The 25,544-nt window shown below is 43.3% G+C and carries 13 protein-coding genes and 1 pseudogene; 7 read left to right on the top strand and 7 right to left on the bottom strand.

The features are described 5' to 3' along the window. Window positions 1-13 precede the first annotated feature (13 nt). The 4 genes from I2I13_RS06950 to I2I13_RS06935 all read left to right on the top strand — a co-directional run bounded on the left by I2I13_RS06950 (window position 14) and on the right by I2I13_RS06935 (window position 6,902). Window positions 14-1,642, top strand: a complete 1,629-nt coding sequence (locus I2I13_RS06950; RefSeq protein WP_195649171.1) for a RagB/SusD family nutrient uptake outer membrane protein — start codon at window positions 14-16, stop codon at window positions 1,640-1,642. 144 nt (window positions 1,643-1,786) lie between these two features. Next, a complete protein-coding gene (gene hflX, locus I2I13_RS06945; protein WP_074637991.1) occupies window positions 1,787-3,043 on the top strand; it encodes a GTPase HflX in 1,257 nt (418 codons plus the stop codon). Window positions 3,044-3,140: 97 nt separating this feature from the next. Next, on the top strand, window positions 3,141-5,132 hold the full coding sequence (locus I2I13_RS06940) for a DUF4954 family protein (protein WP_148365286.1): 1,992 nt from the start codon (window positions 3,141-3,143) through the stop codon (window positions 5,130-5,132). A 132-nt stretch (window positions 5,133-5,264) separates the two neighbouring features. Continuing rightward, complete coding sequence (locus tag I2I13_RS06935) at window positions 5,265-6,902, top strand: fumarate hydratase (protein ID WP_148365285.1); 1,638 nt, start codon at window positions 5,265-5,267, stop codon at window positions 6,900-6,902. Between the two features lie 151 nt (window positions 6,903-7,053). Here the strand turns inward: I2I13_RS06935 and pelA are convergent, their stop codons facing one another. From pelA to I2I13_RS06900, 7 genes and pseudogenes are all read right to left on the bottom strand, one after another. Then, entirely contained in the window at window positions 7,054-8,148 is a 1,095-nt protein-coding gene (pelA, locus tag I2I13_RS06930; protein WP_195649170.1) for a pectate lyase, read from the bottom strand. Between the two features lie 33 nt (window positions 8,149-8,181). After that, window positions 8,182-9,525 carry a TolC family protein gene (locus I2I13_RS06925; protein WP_195649169.1) on the bottom strand — a complete coding sequence of 448 codons (1,344 nt, stop codon included), beginning with the start codon at window positions 9,523-9,525 and terminating at the stop codon, window positions 8,182-8,184. After that, a pseudogene (locus I2I13_RS06920) lies at window positions 9,522-12,554 on the bottom strand (efflux RND transporter permease subunit). The gene I2I13_RS06925 and the pseudogene I2I13_RS06920 overlap by 4 nt, the downstream one beginning before the upstream one ends. A gap of 15 nt (window positions 12,555-12,569) precedes the next feature. Further along, window positions 12,570-13,655 carry an efflux RND transporter periplasmic adaptor subunit gene (locus tag I2I13_RS06915; RefSeq protein ID WP_148365281.1) on the bottom strand — a complete coding sequence of 362 codons (1,086 nt, stop codon included), beginning with the start codon at window positions 13,653-13,655 and terminating at the stop codon, window positions 12,570-12,572. Between the two features lie 97 nt (window positions 13,656-13,752). Further along, complete coding sequence (rsgA, locus tag I2I13_RS06910; protein ID WP_148365280.1) at window positions 13,753-14,685, bottom strand: ribosome small subunit-dependent GTPase A; 933 nt, start codon at window positions 14,683-14,685, stop codon at window positions 13,753-13,755. A 98-nt stretch (window positions 14,686-14,783) separates the two neighbouring features. Then, entirely contained in the window at window positions 14,784-15,344 is a 561-nt protein-coding gene (gene frr / locus I2I13_RS06905) for a ribosome recycling factor (RefSeq protein WP_004299198.1), read from the bottom strand. A gap of 51 nt (window positions 15,345-15,395) precedes the next feature. Beyond that, on the bottom strand, window positions 15,396-16,307 hold the full coding sequence (locus I2I13_RS06900; RefSeq protein ID WP_148365279.1) for a DMT family transporter: 912 nt from the start codon (window positions 16,305-16,307) through the stop codon (window positions 15,396-15,398). 377 nt (window positions 16,308-16,684) lie between these two features. On the opposite strand from I2I13_RS06900, the gene I2I13_RS06895 reads away from it, so the two are divergent. The 3 genes from I2I13_RS06895 (at window position 16,685) to I2I13_RS06885 (ending at window position 25,535) form a co-directional block, all read left to right on the top strand. Then, entirely contained in the window at window positions 16,685-20,716 is a 4,032-nt protein-coding gene (locus I2I13_RS06895) for a response regulator (RefSeq protein WP_195649168.1), read from the top strand. 131 nt (window positions 20,717-20,847) lie between these two features. After that, window positions 20,848-23,907 carry a TonB-dependent receptor gene (locus I2I13_RS06890; RefSeq protein ID WP_195649167.1) on the top strand — a complete coding sequence of 1,020 codons (3,060 nt, stop codon included), beginning with the start codon at window positions 20,848-20,850 and terminating at the stop codon, window positions 23,905-23,907. Window positions 23,908-23,921: 14 nt separating this feature from the next. Then, a complete protein-coding gene (locus tag I2I13_RS06885) occupies window positions 23,922-25,535 on the top strand; it encodes a RagB/SusD family nutrient uptake outer membrane protein (RefSeq protein WP_195649166.1) in 1,614 nt (537 codons plus the stop codon). The last annotated feature ends 9 nt before the right edge of the window (window positions 25,536-25,544 follow it).

The raw sequence follows: 25,544 nt of genomic DNA, 5'->3' as shown, positions 1-25,544 counted from the left end.
AATAAGAATAATTATGAAAAAATATATCAATAGATTGTTTATAGGAGCTTTAGTTGCAGGCGCATCTTTACTGGTATTTTCTTGCAGCAGCGACTATCTTAATACAGCTCCAACCGACTCTATCGGAACGGGCGATGCTGTCGGTACAACCGACAATGCCATGAAGGCATTGAATGGAATTGCTAAGATCATGACTACCCAGCAATATTACTTCGGTGGTGGCTTTTGCGGTGAAAACAACATTATGATTCAATATGAAAGCTATCCGAGCGAAAACTACAATTATAACTATTATGCGAACGGATGGGCGCCCATTTTCAATCAGACGTTTCATAACCGCACAAATAGCATTTATGATGCATACGCATGGTACTATTATTATACGATTATTGGTAATGCGAATACCATTATCTGTAATATTGACGCAGCGGAAGGAAGTGATAGCGAAAAGAATTTCATCAAAGCGTCTGCACTGACATTTCGTGCGTATGCTTTCGAGAAGCTGACGCATTATTATTGCTGGCGTTGGCAAGATTCCAACAACGGGGCTTCTCAAGGCCTTGTCCTCCGGTTGGATGAGTCGACAGGCAGTATGCCTTACTCTACATTGGCGGAAACATATACGCAAATTTATAAAGATTTGGATGATGCTATTTCTCTTTTTCAGCAATCTGGTTTTGACCGTGAAAATGGAAAAGTTTGGATTCCGAACATTAATGTCGCCCACGCTGTTTATGCTCGTGCTGCCTTGACTAAACAGGATTATGGGAAAGCTCTTTCCGAAGCCAAACTTGCCCGTGAGGGATATCCGTTAATGAACAACACTGATTATCAGAATGGATTCTGTAATCCTACAAGTGAATGGTTGTTTGGCAGTTTCGGTAGCTCCCAAGAAAATAACTGGTATTGGAGTTATGGCACACAGTATGCTTGTAACGGTTATTATGCGAACAAACAAGGTGCATATGAAGGTGCCGGAGCTATTGGTCGCGAATTAATCAACCGGATTCCTGACAATGACGCACGTAAAGCATTGTTTCTGACAGAGGATAAGTTTCCCGGATATGATTGGACGGATGAGGATGTGTTAGATCCTGATTATGCTATTTTCTGGGACGATGCTTTGAATAGTGACGTGAAAAATTATATAGACAGAATAGCCGTGTCCGGTTTGGAGGCTCCTTATCAGGCTGGAACTTATTATTTGGGTGCACAGTTGAAATTCTATGTGTTCGACACTCCGGGAGTATCTTATTTGCCCTTCATCCGTTCTTCGGAAATGGTATTGGTGGAAGCAGAAGCCAATTATTTTTTGGATAAGCCAACTGATGCGCAAGCTGCATTGGTTGATTTGAATGCCACTTCCGGACGTAATCCTTCATATACTTGCACCAAGATTGGTGATGATCTTTGGAATGAAATCATGGATTATCGTGAACTTGAACTTTGGGGTGAAGGTTTTGCATGGAGTGACTACAAGCGTTGGAACCGTCCCGTGGTACGGAAGTCTGTTGCACAAGGTGGCAATGCATATCCTTCTGTTGCCATTACTATTCCTGCTGACGGTGTTAATAAATGGACTTGGGATGTGCCGTTGAATGAGACGGACTATAACGATGAACTTCAGTTTGGAGGAAAATAGGAGGCTGTTTGGTATACAATTTCTGAACCTAAGTATATAAAAAATGAGGATAATGTAATATGGGGACTTTTTCAATGTCCTCTAAAACATTGTCCTCTTTTTTTTTGTTATATTTGCACCCGCAATATTATATATAATAAAAGAATGAAAGAATTTGTAATATCCGAAGCCAAAGTAGAAACAGCAGTGCTTGTAGGACTCATCACACAAACGCAGGATGAGCGTAAGACAAACGAGTATCTGGATGAACTGGCTTTCCTTGCCGAGACGGCTGGGGCGGAAGTTGTGAAACGATTTACGCAGAAGTTACCGACGGCTAACTCTGTGACTTATGTCGGAAAGGGAAAGTTGGAGGAAATCAGACAATATATCCATGACGAAGAGGAAGCAGAACGTGAAGTAGGAATGGTCATCTTTGATGACGAACTTTCTGCGAAACAGATTCGTAATATTGAAGCTGAACTGAAAGTGAAGATACTGGACCGTACTTCACTGATTCTTGATATATTTGCCATGCGTGCACAGACTGCCAATGCGAAGACACAGGTAGAACTGGCACAGTATAAATATATGTTGCCACGTTTGCAGCGACTCTGGACTCACTTGGAACGCCAGGGAGGTGGTTCCGGTGCCGGTGGTGGTAAAGGTTCCGTGGGACTTCGTGGTCCGGGTGAAACACAGCTCGAGATGGACCGCCGTATCATCCTGAACCGTATGTCATTGCTGAAAGAACGTCTGGCAGACATTGACAAACAGAAAGCTACCCAGCGTAAGAACCGCGGACGTATGATACGTGTTGCACTGGTTGGTTATACCAATGTGGGAAAATCAACCATGATGAACCTTCTCGCAAAGAGCGAAGTGTTTGCAGAAAACAAGCTGTTTGCAACGTTGGATACCACTGTACGCAAAGTGATTATCGATAATCTACCGTTCCTGTTGTCGGATACGGTAGGGTTTATTCGTAAGTTGCCTACCGATCTGGTAGAATCTTTCAAATCAACGCTGGATGAGGTGCGTGAAGCGGATCTGCTTGTACACGTAGTCGATATTTCCCACCCCGGATTTGAGGAACAGATTGAAGTGGTGAACAAAACACTGGCAGAGATTGGTGGCAGTGGCAAACCTATGATACTTGTATTTAACAAAATAGACGCTTACACCTACGTGGAGAAAGCGCCGGACGACCTTACCCCCCGAACAAAGGAAAACTTAACACTCGAAGAACTGATGAAGACGTGGATGGCAAAGATGGAGGACAACTGCCTCTTTATTTCCGCCCGCGAACGAATCAATATAGACGAACTGAAAAATGTAGTTTATCAGCGAGTGAAAGAATTACACGTTCAGAAATATCCCTATAACGATTTTCTTTATCAGACCTACGAAGAAGAGGAATAATTCATCAATATGCTTATGTACTGATGTGCCAACTGGCTGCGTGTACTGCATCGGAATTGGCGCATTGGCATATGGGCACATTAACACATTATTAAAAATGAAAGACTATCGTAGATTGACTGAAGATGAGGTACTTCAGTTGAAGAGTCAGTCGTGTCTGGCTGATGATTGGGGAAATGTATCAGTGGCAGAGGGGTTTAATTGTGAGTACGTCCATCATACCCGTTTCTCGGGTGAAGTGAAACTGGGAGTATTCGAAGCAGAATTTACATTGCCGGGGGGAATCAAGAAACATTCGGGATTACGTCATGTGACGTTGCATAATGTATCGGTGGGCGATAACTGTTGTATTGAGAATATCCAGAACTATATTGCTAATTACGAAATTGGCAGTGATACCTTCATTGAGAATGTAGATATTATCTTAGTGGATGGGTTGAGCACTTTCGGTAATGGGGTGGAAGTGGCAGTCTTGAATGAAACGGGAGGTCGTGAAGTGTTGATGAACGACAAGCTGTCGGCACATCAGGCATATATACTTGCACTGTACCGCCATCGTCCCGAATTGATTAACCGCATGAAATCCATTGCGGATTATTATTCCAACAAACATGCTTCTGCTGTCGGCAGTATTGGCAATCATGTGATGATTCTCAATACGGGCTCGATCAAGAATGTCCGGATTGGAGATTACTGCCATATCTGTGGAACTTGCCGCTTATCCAATGGCAGCATCAACAGTAACGTGACGGCACCTGTTCATATCGGACACGGTGTAATCTGTGATGACTTCATTATCTCTTCCGGCTCTAAAGTGGATGACGGCACGATGCTGACTCGTTGCTTCGTCGGTCAGTCCTGCAAGCTGGGACACAATTATTCTGCTTCCGATTCTTTGTTTTTCAGTAATTGTCAGGGAGAGAACGGTGAGGCATGTGCTATTTTTGCAGGTCCTTTTACAGTGACACACCATAAATCTACTTTATTGATTGCCGGTATGTTCTCGTTTATGAATGCGGGTTCGGGGTCCAATCAGAGTAATCACATGTATAAGTTAGGCCCTATCCATCAGGGAACGATGGAAAGAGGAGCGAAAACCACTTCCGATTCATATATCCTGTGGCCGGCACGTGTTGGGGCCTTCTCTTTGGTAATGGGACGTCATGTTAATCATGCCGATACTTCCAATCTTCCTTTCTCTTACCTGATAGAGCAGCGGAATACCACTTATCTGGTTCCGGGAGTTAACTTAAGAAGTGTAGGTACCATTCGTGATGCACAGAAATGGCCGAAGCGTGATAATCGAAAGGATCCGAACCGGCTGGATTATATCAATTATAATCTGTTGAGTCCTTATACCATTCAGAAAATGTTTAAAGGACGTTCCATTTTGAAAGAATTGAAACGTGTGTCCGGTGAAACTTCAGAGATTTACTCCTACCAGAGTGCTAAAATCAAGAACTCCTCTCTGAACAATGGAATTCGTTTTTATGAAATCGCAATTCACAAGTTCTTGGGAAACTCCATCATTAAGCGGTTGGAAGGCATCAACTTCCAGAGCAATGAAGAAATCCGTCAACGACTGAAACCTGATACGGAAATCGGAATTGGGGAGTGGGTGGATGTTTCCGGACTGATTGCTCCCAAGAGTGAGATCGACCGATTGCTGGATGGGATAGAGAAGGGAACGGTCAATCGTTTGAAATCCATCAATGCAAGCTTTGCAGAAATGCATGAGAACTATTATACCTATGAATGGACATGGGCTTATCATAAGATTCAGGAATTCTACGGTCTGGATCCGGAAACGATTACAGCACAAGATATCATCGGTATCGTGAAAGCATGGCAGCAAGCTGTTGTCGGATTGGATAAGATGGTATATGAGGATGCCAAGAAAGAATTCTCGTTGTCTTCCATGACCGGATTTGGTGCTGACGGCTCCCACGACGAAATGAAGCAGGATTTTGAGCAAGTACGCGGTGATTTCGAAAGCAATACTTTTGTGACTGCCGTCTTGAAACATATTGAAGATAAAACAGCTCTTGGAAACGAGCTTATTAGACGTATCGAAAGCATACAAGAATAAAATAAGCAAATGATAAACGGGAGAGTTCCTCCGTTAATTATGTTTTAATCTTTAATTTTTAATCTTTAATTTTTAATTTATATACTACCTTTGCCACACTAACTAACAATTACGTAATAAAATAAGAAACTTATGGCAACACCTCCGTTTAAGTATCAGCCCATGTTTGAGAAGGGAAAAGATACAACTGAGTATTATCTGCTTACAAAAGACTATGTATCAGTAAGCGAGTTTGAAGGAAATCCCATCCTGAAAATTGAGAAAGAAGGTTTGACTGTGATGGCTAATGCAGCTTTTCGTGATGTGTCATTCATGCTTCGTCGTTCACACAACGAACAAGTTGCTAAGATTCTGAGTGATCCGGAAGCAAGTGAAAACGATAAGTATGTGGCACTGACTTTCCTGCGCAATGCGGAAGTTGCTTCAAAAGGTGTACTTCCTTTCTGTCAGGACACTGGTACTGCTATTATCCACGGTGAAAAAGGACAACAGGTATGGACTGGATATTCTGACGAAGAGGCTCTTTCGCTGGGTGTATATAAAACATATACTGAAGAGAACCTGCGTTACTCACAGAATGCGCCTCTGAATATGTACGATGAGGTAAATACCAAATGCAACCTCCCCGCACAGATTGACATCGAAGCTACCGAAGGCATGGAGTATGAGTTCCTTTGCGTAACAAAAGGCGGTGGATCTGCCAACAAGACATATTTGTATCAGGAAACAAAAGCAATCCTGAATCCCGGTACACTGGTTCCGTTCCTGGTTGAAAAGATGAAAACATTGGGAACAGCCGCTTGTCCTCCTTATCATATCGCTTTCGTTATCGGAGGTACTTCTGCTGAAAAGAACCTGTTGACAGTGAAGCTGGCTTCTACTCATTTCTATGACAATCTGCCGACTACCGGAAACGAATATGGCCGTGCATTCCGCGACATCGAACTGGAAAAAGAAGTTTTGGCAGAAGCTCATAAAATTGGATTGGGCGCGCAATTCGGAGGTAAATATCTTGCTCATGACGTACGTATCATCCGTTTGCCTCGTCACGGTGCTTCTTGTCCGGTAGGTTTGGGAGTATCTTGCTCTGCCGACCGTAACATCAAATGTAAAATCAATAAGGAAGGTATCTGGATTGAGAAACTGGATTCAAATCCGGGTGAGCTTATTCCTGTAGAACTGCGTCAGGCAGGTGAAGGTGATGTGGTAAAGATCGACCTGAACCGTCCGATGTCGGAAATCCTGAAAGAACTGACTAAATATCCGGTAGCTACCCGTCTGTCATTGAACGGAACGATCATCGTAGGTCGTGACATTGCTCATGCTAAACTGAAAGAACGTTTGGATCGCGGCGAAGACTTGCCACAGTATATTAAGGATCATCCTATTTATTATGCAGGTCCGGCAAAAACTCCGGAAGGCATGGCTTGTGGTTCTATGGGTCCTACTACAGCAGGACGTATGGACTCTTATGTAGAACTGTTCCAAAGTCATGGCGGTAGCATGGTAATGTTGGCAAAAGGTAACCGTAGCCAGCAAGTGACAGATGCTTGTAAGAAATATGGTGGTTTCTACCTTGGTTCTATCGGAGGTCCGGCAGCTATCCTTGCACAGAACAACATCAAGAGCATCGAGTGTGTGGAATATCCGGAATTGGGTATGGAAGCTATCTGGAAGATTGAAGTGGAAAACTTCCCTGCATTTATTCTGGTAGATGATAAGGGTAACGACTTCTTCAAACAGTTGAAACCGTGGAATTGTACTAAATAATCGGTTTAACTCCGTTTATATAAGACTTTGAGAAGACGGTGTAAAAGCCTTTAATTAAAAAATCCCCTCATTACAATCGTGTAGTAAGGGGATTTCTCATTTTAAGGACTTTCCGGATATTCGCTTTGGTAGGGTAAATATCAGTCTTTGATTATTTATTCTGTTCTTTCTTCCATTTCTCGTATCTTTTCAGCACCTTACTTCCATCTTTGTTATACCAACTATAACCATTCCGGCGTTCGTGTCCGATTTCCGAGATATCATATTTTTTTATACCGTCACGATCACAGAAGAAGGGCCGGTTAGTTTCCAGTTCATAAAAGCGTGCCCAGAGAGTGGGGCAGTCTTCACAAGGAACCATACGATAGTCTTTTTTCCCTTCGCTGTTAGTGAAATATTCTTTTTGTAGCCTTTTGATTTCAGACTTCTGGAACCATTTGATGGCTCCTTCTATCGATTTTACAACTTCTGTAGATGGATTGGGGAGTGACATAAGTAGTAATACAATGTTGTCTGACTCCTGCCCGCTTAATGACGGAAGTTCGTAAGCACGTGCTTTGCATGGTTCCAGAGTGACACGGTCGTGCTGCGCACACCATACTGCCAATTCTCCGTTTTGGCGCACTTGTGTTTTGAGTATACACTCTATGCCTTTATCAAAAGCTTTGCGTGCCTGTTTGCAGATATCTTCAAGCAGGAAAGTGTAAGGAGTCTTCTTTTCGTATATTTCCCGAAGCTGATTCATCACTCTTACCATGGCGTTGTCATTGTAGGTGATTTGTATGTAATAACCTTTGGGGCGTGGATAGAATTGAGGCCATCCACCATTTTCATATTGCGCTTTGAGCAGATATTGGATGCCGTTCAGAACTCCTTCTTTATATTTTTCTTTTTGGGTAGCCAGATAAAGCCGTGCCAGATATTCGATTTCCGTAGTGGTGGCGTTGTTGTCGATTGTGCTTTGGTTGGTATCCTCTTTGGCCTTTAATGCTGCCTTATATTCCTGTTCTGTCAGTTCTGCCGGCATATAGATATTCTTGGGCCAGCCTCCGGTGGTTTGCTGATACAGTAACACGTTGTCACCAATGCGTAGAGCTTCTTCCGTCTTGAAGAAATCGTCGTCAAATTTGGGAGCGATGTGTACCCATTCTTTGTAATTTTGCTGTTTTCTGTAATCTGCTGCTTTTTGGGCTGAGATGTTTGTCAGGATAAAAAGTAGCAATAAGAAAAGACTTGGTTTTCTCATGGCTTTGTTATTTAATGTTTGGAAACTACTTCCTTATTCCAGATACTTCGTAATTTTTCCACTGATCTGTAACAGGGATATTTCGCAGAGCTTCGTATTGTATTCGGCGGAGAGGATGCGTTCTTCTGCATCTAACAAACTCTTTTGTGCTTCGCGTACTTCAAAACCGGAGAGATCTCCCTGTATATAACGATCCATGGCAATATCGTGGTTGTCCTTGGCAGTTATCAGATTCTGTCGTTCCAGATTCAGCAACTGAAGGTTGTTGCGATAGGCTTGCCATAGATTGCTGAGATCGGAACGGAGTGCTAGCTCCAGATCCTGCCGTTCCAGACGACGATTCTTGAAAGCCAGACTTGCATTTCTCTTTTCCCTCCGTCGGTTTCCGTCGAATATGTTGAAGCCGACAGTTATTCCGGCATTAAAGCCCAGATCACCTCTTCTGCTGTTTGCATTGATGTCATACTTGTTGAACGTATATCCATATCCGGTATTTAATTTGAGATACGGATAGTTGCGCGAGTTTATTTTCTTGTAGTCCAATTGGGCAAGTACCGTATTCTGATCCGCCTTTAGCAAAGAAGCATTGGTTGCCAATGTGGAATTCCATAAATCATCAAATTGCAAGTCGCTGTGTACGTCGATGGTGGAATCTTTGATAATAATGTTTTGGTTTACATTGTTGTTGGCCATCAGTTCGTTCAACTGGATTCGTGAAGAATGCAGCAATTCCTGTTGTTTGATATATTGGGCACTGTCTGCATTGAAGTCCACCTTCGCCTGCTGATAATCCAGCCCTGAAAACTTTCCGACCAGATGGCTGGCCTCTGCTATACGCAAGCGTTCTTTGGAAAGTGACATTGCATAATGAAAGTTTTTCAGACGGATCTTCTGCTGGATAAAATTATAATATTCCGAAGTCAGGGCTGCAATAAAGTCCTCAATGGCAATACGGGTATTTGTTTCGCCTTGACGCTCCAGTTCTTTCAGCTGTTTGTATGTAGTACTAATATTAAACCCGTCGAAAATAGTCCAGTTGAGGTTGAGACCGACGTTAACCGTCTGATCGTAGACGCCGTTGTTTTTTGTTATCTCTCCGGTAGCACGCGCTTTTGTTTCAATATTGTCCAGATTCCCGGTGTATCCTGCAGAAAAGTCCAATGTAGGCAGATATCCGGCATTCCCTAGCGTTGCATTATTCTTGCTGATCTGCTCTTCATTATGTACGATACGTAGAGAATAATTGTTTTGTAATCCCTCCTCCAGGCAATCTTTCAGGGTGCGTATCTGTTGTGCCTTAGCAAAAGAGACTGATAAGAAAGCACAGGCAATGGTAATATAGATGATGCGTTTCATGCAGATTCCTTTCTGTTTCATTCTTGTAATTTTTTGATTCGGTTAGTTGAAATGTAACTGTAAATAGCCGGTACAATATACATCGTGAGCAGAGTGGAGACCACCATACCGCCCACAACTGCCGCACCCATGGCAATACGTTGGTTACAACCTTCTCCGGTGGCAAACGCCAGCGGGATAAGTCCCAAGACCGTAGAAGCACTAGTCATCAGAATCGGACGTAGGCGTTGCAGGGCGGCATCTTTAATAGCGTTTATTTTGTCCTCTCCGGCTTCCTGCTTCTGATTGGCAAATTCCACAATAAGAATACCATTCTTTGCCACCAGGCCGATCAGCATGATAATACCGATCTGGCTGAAAATATTCATTGTAATATTGTTGAAATACATGAATACCAAGGCTCCGGCAATAGCCAACGGCACTGTCAACATAATAATCAACGGATCTTTGAAACTTTCAAACTGGGCGGCCAGAATCAGATAGATCAGAAGGATTGCCAAAATGAAAGCAAACATCAGACTGGAAGAACTTTCGCGATATTCCTTGGAGTCTCCTGCCAGAGCAGTACGGAAGGTATCATCGAGTGTCTCTTTGGCAATCTTGTCCATTTCGTCGAGACCTTGTCCGATTGTTTTGCCATCCGCCAAACCTGCGGAAATGGTAGCAGACACAAACCGGTTGTAGCGATATAACTTTGGAGGAGCAATTCCGCTCTCCAGTTCAATCAAGTTATCCAGCTGAATCATATCCCCATTATTGCTACGTACATAAATAGCTTTCAGGTCGGCAGGCTTGTTACGTTGCTGGCGATTGATTTCCCCCAGAATTTCATACTGTTTCCCGTTCATATAGAAATATCCCATACGCTGACCGCTCAATCCGTATTGCAATGTCTGAGCAATATTTTTAGTGCTTACCCCCATGATGCTGGACTTGTCACGGTTGATTTGTATACGGGCTTCCGGCTTGCTGAATTTCAAGTCGACGTCCGCCATTTGGAAAACAGGATTTTCGTATACCTTAGCCATAAATTTAGGCAGCACTTCTTCTAATTTTTCCAGATTGGTGGCTTGAAGTACGTATTGAACGGGCATACTTCCACGGCGTCCGCCGAAAGAAGATTGCTGCTGTACGAATGAACGTGCCATCGTTTTCTTCTGTACCGCTTTCGAGATATTCTCGGCAACTTCCATCTGTGTGTAGTTACGGTCTTGCATATCCTTCAATGTGATGCGTACATTTCCGCTACCACTGGATACACGGGCGGTAACAGCTTCCGCATCGGGAAGGATAGAGTCTACCAGTTGATTAATATCCTCCGTGTAATCCCGGATATATTCGTAAGTGACACCTTCTGCCCCCCGGGTGTTAATACTGATTTGCGAACGGTCCTCAAGTGGAGCCATTTCTGCGGGAATGGCATTCCATAGAAAACCGATCAGGCAAATGGTGATGAAGGTAAATGGAAGAGCAATCCAGCGTTTGCTGAGGAAAGCGGCAAGTGACCGGCTGTATAGCCGGTTCATTCCTTCGAAGAATGGTTCGGTCTTCGCATAAAACCAACTTTGCTTTTCCCTCTTTATAAGCAATTTCGTTGCCAGCATCGGAGTGAAAGTCAATGCCGCAAACGAAGAAATGATGACTGAACCCGAAATAACGATACTGAATTCCCGGAACAATCATCCTGTCATTCCATCCATAAAGACGATAGGGAAGAATACGGCAACCAGCGTGATAGTCGTTGAGATGACGGCAAAGAAGATTTCTTTAGCTCCTTCTATTCCCGCTTCTTTGGGAGCCATTCCCTTTTCAATACGGATATAAATATTTTCTGTCATAACGATGGCGTCGTCCACCACCAACCCCACCGACAGTACGATGGCGAGCATGGAAAGTACATTAATGGAGAATCCTGCCAGATACATAACAAAGAATGCTCCGATCAGAGAGACAGGGATTACGATACAAGGCACTAATGTGACGCGCCAGTCACGCAGGAAGAGGAAGATAATGATGATTACGAGTACAAAAGCTTCATATACAGTCGATTTAACCTCATTGATAGATGCGCGGATAAACTTGGTGTTGTCAAAACCATAATTATAGTGCACATCTTCCGGCAAATCTTTTTTCATCTGCTCCATGCGCTGATATACAGCATCCGCGATTTCAATATGGTTGGCACCCGGCTGTGGAATGACTACGACACCTACCATAGGAACTCCGTTCATTTTCATATAACTCTTGATATCAGCGGGTCCCAGTTCTGCACGTCCGATATCACTGAAACGTACAATACGGTTATCCTCTTCTTTGATAATCAAATCATTGAATTCATCTGCAGTATGCATCAATCCCAGTGTGCGGATAGTCAGTTCGGTGGTATTTCCTTCGATACTACCGGAAGGAAGTTCCACGTTTTCATTGTCCACGGCATTTTTAACATCGATAGGAGTAATACCATATCCTGCCATCTTTACCGGGTCGAGCCAGAGGCGCATGGAGTAACGTTTTTCTCCCCAGATAGATACACTACTAACGTCGGCAATCGTCTGTAATTGTTCCTTTACAGTCAAATCTGCGATTTCGCTCAATTCCAATAACGTGCGCTTGTCACTTTGAAGAGCAACCATCAGGATGGGCATGGCGTCAGCGTCCGCTTTTGAAACGGTCGGAGGGTCACAGTCGCGGGGCAGATAACGCTGGGCACGTGAAACCTTGTCACGTACGTCATTGGCCGCCGTTTCCAGATCGACGGACAATTCAAATTCTACCGTGATGCGGCTTTGTCCCTGCTGACTCACACTGGACAAAGAACGGATACCGGGAATACCGTTGATATTCTGTTCCAACGGTTCGGTTATTTGATTCTCGATAACATCGGCATTAGCTCCCGGATAAGAGCAGCTGACAGAAATGATCGGATTATCCACCGACGGATACTCACGGACACCCAGATAATTGTATCCGATGAATCCGAAAAGGAGGATGATGATCGTTAATACTGTGGCTAATACCGGGCGACGTATACTTAATTCGGATATATTCATAAGGTGCTGGTATTATTAATCAATGTTGTCAAGAGTAACGGCAAGTCCGGTACGTAGTTGCAGTGTTCCTGAAGTAATGATGGTATCTCCCATGTGTAATCCTCTGATCACCTGCACTTCAGATGCGGTGCGGATGCCGGTAATAATATCCACCGGTTCGGCTTTTCCTGATTTATACAGATAGACCTTGTCTTTACCCATTTCCGGTACAATTGCTTCTGTGGGAATGGCAATTGCGTTAGGTATTTCATCCTTTTTCAACAGCACGCTTGCGTAACGGCCGGGAAGCAGGATGTGATTGACATTCGGGTATAATGCACGGGCGGTAAACTGATGCAGGTTCGGGTCAATAGCTGATTCCACAGCATACACTTGTGCGCCGAAAGCATCCAAGTTTCCTTCAACGCTGAAGTTCAGGTTAGTCCCCTTCTTGATTTGCTTGGCATAACGTTCCGGTACGGAGAATTCCACTTTCAATGGAGCGATTTTAGTCAGTTTGGCAACAACAGTAGTCGGAGAGGCATAAGTACCGACACTGACTTGGCGAAGTCCGATCACTCCGTCGAACGGAGCACGAAGTTCGGTTAACTCGATATTGGTTTTGATGATCTCTATATCTGCGTTCAGGGTTGCCAAATCCGTTTTCACCTGTTCGTAAGCTTCTTTACTGACGGCATCCCGTTTCAACAGAGCGTCTTGGCGGAATACACGGTCTTCTGCCAGTTTTAATTGTGAAACGAGACGTTGTAATTGTGCCTGCAACTGCCGGTCGTTTACTTTGGCAAGCAACTGCCCTTTCTTTACGGCCGTTCCTTCTTCGAAGTTGATTTCCACAATTTTTCCCGAAGTTTCGAAAGACAAATCCACTTCTTCATCGGGTAGAAGTACGCCGGTAGTGGTAAACTCGTCTGTCAGGGATTGTGGCTTTATGACTTTAGCATTTACATTTAGAACTTGTTTTCCTTTTTTCTGATTGCCGCCCATCACTTTGTCGGCAGCTGCTAGTTCGTCGTTTTTTTTCGGTAATTGTGAATAGATTCCTCCACCGATAATTCCGGCACCAACAAGAATAATGATGCCCCATTTAGTTTTTTTATTCATGGTTTAGTATTGTATATAGCAGTTATGATACATCTTTAGAGATTAGACTTCCCCCGTCGGGAAAGGTTTAAAGAAAGAAAGGGTAAAAAAGAGTTAATCAGTAAGCAGCCCGATATTTGCCTTCCTCTTTATCCTCCAGCATATTTAAATAAGAGGTATAGCGCGATTCGCTGATAAGGTGTTCTTCTACGGCCTTGCGTACGGCACATCCGGGTTCATGACGGTGAGTGCAGTTGCCATATTTGCAGTCGGCGGAAGTCTTGAATATTTCGGGAAAATAATGCCCGATTTCCTCTTCTTCCATATCGAATGTACCGAACCCCTTGATGCCCGGAGTGTCGATAATGTAGCCATTTCCCTCCACGGGGAACATTTCGGAGAAAGTAGTGGTGTGCATACCTTTGTTATGGTAAGAAGAAATCTCGCCGGTCTTGGCTTCTATGCCCGGCAGTATGGAATTGATAAGAGTCGATTTGCCGACTCCCGAATGTCCGGAGAATAAAGTGATCTTGCCTTCCAATGCCTTTTTTATTTCGTCCACCCCATTACCGTTTTTTGCAGAAACCTTGAAACAAGGGTAACCGATCTGTGTATATAGGTTGATAAGTGCGTCCAGATAGCGGAGTTCATCCTCGTCGTAAGCATCTACCTTGTTGAATACGAGTTTGACGGGAACGCGATAAGCTTCTGCGGATGCAAGAAAGCGGTCAATGAAAATAGTGGAAGTTTCGGGGTAGTTGACGGTTGCTACCAACATACACTGGTCGAGATTGGCGGCAAGGATGTGGGATTGTTTGGAAAGATTGGAAGAACGGCGGATGATATAGTTTTTCCTGTCTTCGATCTCGCTGATAAAAGCAGTTCCTTCCTGATTAAGTATAATCTGAACACGATCGCCCACTGCGACAGGATTGGTGCTGCGAATCCCTTTCAGTCGGAAATTACCCTTGATTTTACATTCGATAGATTGTCCGTCATCGGTTTTCACCTGATACCAACTACCCGTGTTTTTGATTACTAATCCCTTCATAAATTGAGGTTGAGAATTGAGAATTAAAAAATGAGAATGAACTGTGACATGTAGTATGCCGCACTTTATTTCTCAATTTTTAATTCTCAATTTTCAATTTAAACAGTCATAATTTCTTTATCCTTTTCAGCCAGCATATCATCGATTTGCTTGATATACTTATCATGGATTTTTTGCAGTTTGGCTTCCGCATTCTTCTGTTCGTCTTCTGCCAGTCCGTCTTTTACAGCTTTCTTCAGTGCGTCGATACCGTCACGACGAGCGTTACGTACACTTACTTTAGCTGTTTCACCTTCTCCTTTACACTGTTTTGCCAGTTGTTTACGACGTTCTTCCGTCAAAGGAGGAATACCGATACGGATCATTTCACCATTGTTTTCGGGCATGATACCGAGGTCAGAGTCGATGATTGCTTTTTCGATAACACGGAACATGCTTTTATCCCACGGCTTGATTACGATACTGCGGGCGTCCGGAGTAGTAATTGCTGCTACATTGCTGATAGGCACCATACTTCCGTAAGAATCTACGCGGATACCATCTAATAAGCGGGCACTCGCTTTTCCAGCGCGGATATGTGCCAGTGCTTCTTCCAGATACATGATGGCCATGTCCATTTTTTCTTGTGCATTGTCAAGGCAAGTCTTTACGTCTACCATATTTTTTGAGATTTAAAATTGCATTTTGATTGATTAAGTAGCAAAAGTATATTATTTTTTGTTCATCTGCAACAGCATTCCCATCTTTTTTATGAGTGACTTACCGATGATAATCAAGGTAACAGCAGTGATAATCATTAAAATACCTGCCATTAACCGGGGAGTCAGTTTTTCGTGAAACAGGAGAACACCGAAAAATAGAGCTGTCACCGGTTCCAGGGCACCCAGTATGGCTGTTGGAGTAGAGCCTATGTAATGGATGGCGAGTGCGGTACAGATCAGTGATACGGCAGTCGGCAGAATGGCTAGTGTCAGTACGTCGGCCCAGAGCCAGACTGACGGTATTATTTGTAGCTCCGTACAAAAATTTAAACGGACGATATAAACCGATAGTCCGAACAAAATGGCGTAGAATGTAAGCTTGGTGGTCGGCAGGTTTTTCAGTGTCGAACGGTTCACGCCTACTATATATATAGCATAAGAGAGTGAGGACAACAGAACAAAGATGATTCCCAAAGTCGACAGCGGTTTGTTTCCATCTCCCTGATAGAGCAAGGCGATACCTGAAAGCGCCAGCAGGATGGAAAAGACGGTAATTGCGGAAATCTTTTCTTTGAAGAATATCCCCATAATGACAGCTACCATCACCGGGTAGACGAAGAGAATGGTAGAAGCTATTCCGGCATCCATATAATTATAGCTCATAAACAAAAGCAGTGATGAAAAAGAGAATAGCAATCCCATAATGACTAAGGGCAAAACGTCTGCCTTGTGAAGCGCAAAGGATTGATGCTGCATTTTCATCAGAATACCCAGTACGATTGCGGCGAAGAAATAACGGTAGAATAAAACGGTATCGACACTCATTCCGGCTGCATAGAGCGGAAGTGCAAAAAGAGGATTCATACCGTAGCTGGCAGCGGCAATCGCTCCATAGATAAAACCTTTGGTTTTTGGGGTCATTGTTCTATTTTTTATTGGCGTGCAAAAGTACGCAGTTCACCAATGATAAACAAGTGTTTAGGCGGTTGATAGTATAATTTAATCTTTCGTATGCTAAAAACTATTTCTTAGTAAAGAGGGAACTAATCTTGTTTATGCATAAAATTAATCGTCTGACAGTTGTTGAACTTGCGTCTGACTACTGTTGAACTTTCGTCTGACAACTGTCAGACGAAAAAGAATCAACTGTCAGACGATTAATTTTATTCGATCGGGGGATTAGTTATATGCAGTCCGGGGGATAATTAACAGGTAGTAGCCAGACAGTTTTTTGAATAAATGCTTGCATATATCTTGGATTTTCTCGAATATTGCATCCGAATTATCGAAAAACACTGATGACCAAAGCTAACTTTCTTGTTATTTACTGCCTGTTTATATCGGTACTTTGTTGCATGGCAAATGTGACGAAGGATATCAATATGCGTTTTAAAGATGTAAGGCAAGGACTTTCGCATCAAACGGTCAATTGTTTCTATCAGGATGAATTCGGATTTTTATGGATTGGTACTCAAGACGGACTGAACCGCTTTGACGGTCGTAAATTTGAAGTCTTCAAACCGGATAACGCGAATCCCTATTCAATCAATATAAATAATATCCGGCAGGTTTGCGGAAACAGGGAAGGATTGCTTTTTATCCGTAGTTTGCAGAGTGTGACTCTTTATGACATGCGTTTGAACCGCTTTAAGGTGCTGCGTGAAGGAGAAGTTGCAGGAATCTGCTATGCGCACGACGCGTTGTGGATAGCTACCGGAAAAGAAATCTATCGTTATCGTGACCTTGACCAGGCGCCCGAATTATTCTTTTCATTTTCTTCAGATGGCGGGGATGTATTGATGAACAGTCTAATGGTTCGTCAGAATCAGACCGTGGTGGTGGGTACTTCTTCCAAGGGTATTTATTGTATCGATCAGGCTGCTCATATCACCCGTCATATTGATGTGGGGGCTGTTAATTCAATTACGGAAGACAGAAACGGGAGCATCTGGATAGCTACCAGAAACCGGGGACTTACCCGGTTGGAGGCAAATGGGGAGCTTACTCATTACAGATATAATAAGGTGGCTGATCATACGATCAACCATGATAATGTGCGCCATGTGACACAAGCCAATGATAGTCTTCTGTATATCGGAACTTATGCCGGTTTGCAGACTTTAAATCTCTCTACCGGAGAGTTTACGGATTATGAATATGACTTGAATGTGGAGGCGGCCGATACACGTTCCATCATTTCGATGCATTACGACACTTCGGGAACTTTATGGCTGGGCACTTTCTATCAGGGAATACAATATTATAATGTAGCGAATGATGCGTATCACTTTTACCGTTCGTCTACGGCTGTTGGCGGGCATTTGAATTCCTATATCATCAGTTCCATTGCCGAAGACCGTTCCGGGCGGATCTGGTTTGCAAGTGAAGGAAGCGGATTGAACTATTATGATAAACATGCCAAACGTTTTTTCCCGCTTAAACATTTATATGCTCAAGAGCTGTCTTTTAAGATTGTGAAGTCTCTGTATTATGAGAAAGAATCGGATTATCTTTGGGTAGCTTCGCTTTATCAGGGCATCAACCGGATTAATCTGTCGACCGGACATATAGAATCTATTTCGGAAAATATCGATACTCCGGAGGGGAAAACGGTTGACAGGGCCTATAATCTGGTAAAAATGATAGAGTTTTCCGGTCACGATTCCTTATTGATAGCCGCCAAGGGTGGGCTGCTTGTATTGGATAAAAAACATCTCCGGTTGCATTATTTCGAACATCCTTCTTTAGCTTCCAGACATTTGTCGCAGGTTTGGGATATGACGTTTGATAAAGAAGGGGATTTGTGGCTGACCACTTCTTTTGATCTGATACGGGTCAATTTGAAAGCAGGCATTTCCCATAGTTATCCTTTCTCTCAAATAGCGCAGAGCACGGCGCAGCACCACATTAATCACATTTTATGTGATAGAAAAGGACGTATATGGCTGGGATCTACGGGATCGGGAATTTATCTGTTCGATAAGAAGAAAGATATCTTTGTAGGATACGGAGCGAAGCAGGGACTGGAGAATGGATTTATCACCGGATTGGTAGAGAGTCCGCTGGACGGTTCCATTTATGTGGCAACGAATGGCGGTTTCTCTAAATTCAATCTAGCCACTACCACATTCGAGAACTATAACAGGCAGAGTGATTTTCCCTTGAATAACGTGAATGACGGAGGGCTGTACATTGCGTCCGACCACGATATTTATGTCTGTGGACTGGCAGGCATCGTTTCCATAGCCCAGGAGAAACTGAACAAGCAGTCTGTGGAGTATAATGTGTTCGTAAAACGCGTGCTTGTGGATAATACGGAAATTCAACCCCTTGATTCGTTGGGACTTATCAAGGAAACGGTATTGTATGAACATCAATTGGTATTGCCGCCCAGGTATTCTTCCGTCACTTTTGAGATAGCGAGTAATACCCTGAATAATATTTCCAACATCGGTCTGGAATATAAACTTGAAGGATTTGATAACGAATATATGAAGGCGGGAGATAATACGATGGTTACTTATACCAATCTTCATCCGGGGCGTTATACTTTTCATGTTCGTGGCGACCAGTTGCGCATTCACGATCAAGAAGCACCTTCTGCCAGTTTTGAGCTGATAGTGGAGGCTCCCGTTTATCAACGGGCATGGTTTATTTTGCTGATGATATTGGCAGGTATTCTTATTGCAGGCTATATTATCCGTATGTTCTGGATACGGAAAACCTTGCAACATTCTCTATTGGCCGAGAAACGGGAAAAAGAGTATATCGAAAATGTGAACCAGTCCAAACTACGTTTCTTTACCAATGTATCGCATGAGTTCCGTACTCCGTTAACGCTTATATCCAGTCAGCTTGAGATGCTCCTGATGCATAAAGACATGATCCCCGAGGTGTATAATAAGATTTTGGAGATTTATAAGAACTCCCGCCGGATGAATAATCTGGTGGATGAGGTGATTGATATCCGTAAGCAGGATCAGGGATATCTGAAATTGAAAATTTCCAAAGAGAATATTGTTGCGGTGATAGAGGAGATTTGTTGTTCTTTCTATAGCTATGCGCAGCTGAATAAGATCGATCTCCGCTTTTCTTCCACTTTGAAAGAAGCGGATTTGTATATTGACAAGACGCAGATAGAGAAAGTGTTCTATAATCTATTGTCCAACGCTTTTAAATATACGAAGCCCGGTGACTGGATTTCTGTAGAATTGGCAGCGGAAGGAGAGAATGACATTGTGATTTCAGTCAACAATTTGGGTGTCGGTATTGAAAAGTCCAAGATCAAACATGTATTTGAACGGTTTTGGCAGGATGATTCGGCAACAACTACACGGACTGTCAAAGGATCGGGTATCGGGCTGGCAATGGCAAAAGGTATTGTGGAATTGCATCAGGGAACTATCGGAGTGGAAAGTGAGCCGAATGGAATAACGTCTTTTATCGTTACTCTTCACCGGGATGCAAATGTGAATGTGGAAGCATCTTCCTCTGCAGATGAACGCGTTGCCGAACATTATGTAATAGAGCCTCAAGAAATCTCGGAAATGGTGAAGCCGGATAAAACGGTGAAAATACTGATTGTGGAGGATAATCCGGAGATGCGTAAGGTGTTGGCACAGATTTTTGAACAGATATATGATGTATATACGGCTGCCGACGGGCAGGAAGGATTGGAGCAGGCCTCTTCACTACAACCACAGATGATTGTGAGTGATATTATGATGCCCGTCATGTCCGGCCTGGAGATGTGCGAGAAGTTGAAAAGCAATTTGCAGACCAGTCATATTCCTGTGGTATTGCTGACTGCCCGCAACCGGGAAGAACATACCTTAGAGGGCTTGCAGACGGGAGCGGATGATTATATCTCCAAACCTTTCAATATCAAGATATTGGTGGCCCGTTGCAACAATATCATCCAGACTCGTAAACTGCTCCAGCAGCGGTTTGCCCGGAATGATGAACCTAAAGTGGAAGATCTTCCATTTAATCCGATCGATAAAAAGATGCTGATGGATGCTACGGCGATTGTGGAATCTTATATTGATAACGCAGACTTTGACGTAGCCACTTTTGCACGGGAGATGTGCATGAGCAGAACGTTGCTTTTCACTAAACTGAAAGCATTGACCGGACAGACCCCGAATGACTTTATTTTATCTTTGAGACTGAAAAAGGCAACAGAAAAATTAATCAATGATCCCAATGCCCTGATTGCTGATATAGCATTTGATTACGGCTTTTCTAATCCAAGTTATTTTATCCGGTGCTTTAAGAATGCTTATGATATTACTCCGGCTGCTTATCGAAGAAAACACACAAATTGTTAATATATAGCGTTTTATGTGTTTCTCTCTTAGCGAGAATTGTACTATTTGAACTTTTATACGGACGATTCTATTATTCGAAATCGCTAATTATTTGGATTTTTGCGCTGTAATCATTCAAATTATTACATAGTATGAAAAACATCGTAATTAAATGGGCTGTGTTCCTGACAGCCTTTCTTATCTCTTTAGAGGTTAGTGCTCAAAACGTCAGAGTTTCTGGAGTTGTGACAGACGCACTTGGACCAATCCCCGGAGCTAATATTATGGAGGAGGGGACTACTAACGGTACAGTGACGGATGTAAATGGAAAATATTCAATCAGTGTATCTGCAAAATCTACCCTTGTTTTCTCTTGTATAGGATATAAGGAACAGAAGATACGTGTCGGTACGAAAACGGTATTGAATGTGGATATGGTAGAAGAGTCGAAAATGCTCGATGAATTGGTCGTTGTCGGTTATGGAGTTCAGCGTAAGAGTGATGTGGCAACTTCGGTAGCCTCGGTCAAAGCGGATGAAATGAAGACATTTCCCGCCGGCAATGTGGCTGATATGTTGCGTGGACGTGCCGCAGGTGTGAATGTAACGAGCAGTTCGGGACGTCCGGGATCGACTCCTTCGATCACCATTCGCGGTTCCCGTTCTATCAGTGCGGACAATGCTCCTTTATATATCATAGATGGTTCTCCTTCCAGTGCAACGGAGTTTAGCACGTTGAGTGCGGACGATATTGAGTCGGTTGAAATTCTGAAGGATGCTGCGTCGCAGGCTATTTATGGAGCACGTGCCAGTGACGGTGTGGTACTGGTTACTACCAAACGCGGTAAAGCCGGAAAGGTGGAAGTCAGTTATAATGGTTATCTGGGCATCCAGTCTCTCTGGAGGAATTTTGATTTCTATTCTCCCGAAGAATATATGCAGCTTCGCCGTGAAGCGAAGGCGCATGATAAGGGAATTGTTGATGCACGTGAGATTTCGATAGCCGAGGCATTGGAAGATGAGGTTATGCAGCGGGTATGGGCCAGCGGAAAGTTTATCGACTGGGAAAAAGAAATGTTCAGAAATGCAATTTACCATAATCATGATGTCAGTGTACGTGGAGGAACAGAGAAAATCAAAGTATCGGCAGGTGCCAACTATTTTGACCAACAGGGAATGGTGGTTACCGGATCGGGATACCAGAAGTTTTCTTTAAGGTTGAATCTGGACTTTGAAATATCAAAGTGGATTAGTTTTGGCATCAATTCTTCTTATGCGATGACTAAACAAGATCGTGAGGATGGTAACTTTAATGATTTTATTACCAGTTCCCCATTGGCGGAAATATATGATGCGGATGGCAAGTATACAAAGTATATCAACTCGGAAGGAAATTATAATCCTTTGTACCGTGCCCAACATTACGGACGTGAAGTCTCCCGCGATAATTACCGCCTGAACTTTTTTATGGATGTGAAGCCTTTCAAGGGATTCAATTATCGTCTGAATACTTCCGTTTATAATCAGACATCTGAAGACGGCTCCTATAAAGATTCCCAATATCCGGGAGGCGGAGGAACAGCTGTGCTCGACGAATCACGCACGCAGAACTGGCTGGTTGAGAATATTGTGACTTATAAAGTGCCTATCCGCAATAAGAAACATCAGTTGACGTTGACCGGTGTGCAGTCTGTCGACCATAATGGCTCGAAGTCTATCGGCTATTCAGTAGAGAATCTTCCGGTAGATAAAGACTGGAATTTCATTTCTCAAGGTGAGTTTACAGGCAAGCCCCGTCGTCAGTTTAATGAAAATAATCTGGTGTCGTTCATGGCTCGTGCACAGTATTCGCTTTTAGACCGTTATCTGTTGAATGTGGCTGTTCGTCGCGACGGTTCCAGCCGTTTCGGAAAAGAAAATAAATGGGGTACATTCCCGTCGGCTGCTTTTGCCTGGCGTGTCAATCAGGAGAATTTCCTAAAAGATGTGTCGTGGATTGATAACCTCAAACTGCGTGTCAGTTATGGTATTGTTGGTAATCAGAACGGTATCGGCAATTATACGACTTTGGGGCTCGCAGATAATAAAGGATATGAGTTTGGAGATACTTTCCAGATGGGATATTTGCCGGGTAAGGAGCTTTCTAACCCGAACTTGAAATGGGAACAGTCTGCAACGGCTAATTTAGGTGTTGATTTTAGTTTCTTCAATGGTCGCCTGAATGGTACGGTGGAATATTACAATACGCATACGAAAGATCTATTGGTGGAACGCTCTTTGAATGCATCACTTGGATATACCACTATGCTGGATAATCTGGGAAAGACGAAATCCAGTGGTATCGATCTTTCTTTAAATGGTGATGTGATACGTACGAAAGAGTTTACCTGGTCGCTTGGAACCAATTTCAGTATGTATAAGAATGAAATTGTCCGTATTGACGATACGCTCGATGAAAATGGTAAACCCGCCAGTCAGGTAGCACAGGGGTGGATTATCGGAGAACCGATCAATGTATATTATGATTATCTGGTAGACGGAATTTTTCAGTATGATGATTTTGATATCACTCGTGACGGTACGGGGAATCTGGTATATACGCTGAAAAACACCTATGACAGTAACAATGACGGTGTAGCCGACAGCCCGATTGATTACGGCGGCGCTATTGAACCGGGTATGGTTAAAGTGCGTGATAACAATGGAGATGGAAAGATCACGGCAGATGACAGAGTGCCTATCCGGAAGGATCCGAAATTTACCGTCTCTCTTTCTTCCACATGGAACTGGAAAGGATTTGACTTGTTCATGGATTGGTATGGAGTTTCCGGCAGAAAGATAAAGAATAGTTATTTGTATGACTATAATTCCGGAGGTTCTTTGCGCGGAAAACTGAATGGAGTGAAGGTGGATTACTGGACTCCGTTCAATCCGTCGAACAAATTCCCGCGTCCTTCTTATAGTGCAGACCCTTCTTATTTGAGTGCCATCGCTATTCAGGATGCATCTTATATCCGTTTACGCACCTTACAATTGGGATATACTTTCCCGGCCAGACTATTGAAGAATACTCCGATTCATAAATTGCGTCTGTATGCAACTGCTACTAATTTGCTGACATTTACGGAGTTTAAGTCTTATAGTCCCGAACTGACTCCCGGGTCTTATCCGGAGTCCAAACAATATGTATTTGGTGTCAATGTTTCATTCTAAAATAAAGAATCCTTATGAAAAAGTTAATATATACAGCCTTTGTCATCTGCGGAATGTTGACCGCTTCCTGCTCGGATTTATTAAATCTGGAATCAAAGACAGACGTGACGAACAATTATCTGTTCACTACTCCCGAAGGGTTGAATACAGCTGTCACAGGTCTGTACTCCCTGGCACGTGAATTGCCGGGTGGAGCGGATAATAATGAATCCAATCTGTACATCGTTACTATGTGTGACTTTAATACGGATATTGCGATACTTAGAGCAGGTGTTTCTACTTCAATCGGACGTTTGAATACGAGCTTTACTCCAAGTACTGGGGATGTCAATAAGTTCTGGAAACATCACTATGGTATTATTGGAAAAGCAAATGAAATTATTGTAGCCGCAGAAGCCCTGGGGCTGGACGACAGCGATGTGCTCCATGCATGGAGTGAAGCGAAATTCTTCAGAGGACGGAGCTATTTTGAACTCTGGAAACGCTTTGACCGTCTTTATCTGAATATCACCCCGACTACTGTCGACAATCTGAAACGGGAATACAAACCGGCTTCTCACGCAGAACTGATGACACTGATTACAACTGACTTGGACGATGCCATGAAAGGATTGGACTGGTCGCTTCCTCTAAATAATGGAAATGTATTGTATGGACGGGTAACAAAAGCTACTGCCAAACATGTCCGTGCACAGGTTGCCATGTGGGAGTCGGATTGGGATACAGCCATTGAGGAATGTGAGGATATCTTTAAGCAGGAAGGCATCTACTCGATGGAAAAGAAAGCCGAGAATGTATTTAATGGGGCAGATTTGAAATCTCCGGAAGTGTTATGGAGTTTCCAATATTCACAAAACTTGGGTGGAGGTGGTTCCGGAACTCCGGTTGCCGGACATCGTATCTCTATTCAAACCACTACCCGGATCAATAAAATTTCGGGTTGTATCAATACAGCCGATCAGGGTGGATATGGTTGGGGACGTATTTATCCGAATACCTATCTGTTGAGTCTGTACGATCAGGCAAAAGATACGCGATATAATGAGTTGTTTGTTCACCGCTTTAAATACAATGACCCGACTTCTCCTAAATATGGAGAATTGATTCCTCTAACACAGAGTTCCAGCTATTGTGAAACACTGCATTTTATGTCGAAAAAATACTTTGACCAATGGACGACGGCTGATAATCCGGACCGGACAACGGGTTTCAAGGATCTGATTGTCTATCGACTGGCAGAAACTTACTTAATGGCGGCAGAGGCATATATGCGTCGTGACGGAGGTATGAGTACAGATGCTTTGCGCTGTTACAATAAAACATGGGAACGTGCGGGAAATGATAAATTTGCAGGTCCTCTGACACAGGATATACTTTTGGATGAATATGCCCGTGAGTTGAATTTTGAAGGCGTTCGCTGGCCTTTGTTGAAACGTTTGGGACTCTTGGGCGAAAGAGTGAAAGCGCATTATGGCGAGACGAAGGCTGAAAACCCTTATCTGGATAAAGACTATGCGGAATGCCGTACCAGTTTTGTGGTTGGAAAGCACGAATGTTGGCCTATTCCACAGGAACAGATTGACTTGATGGGGAAAGAGAATTTCCCACAGAATGAGAACTGGTATTAAGCGATTGAT

Source organism: Bacteroides sp. D55t1_190419_B8 (assembly GCF_015558905.1).
Lineage (GTDB): Bacteria > Bacteroidota > Bacteroidia > Bacteroidales > Bacteroidaceae > Bacteroides > Bacteroides vicugnae.
Note: the sequence above shows the minus strand (reverse complement) of the source record. Positions and strands in the feature narration are given on the sequence as shown.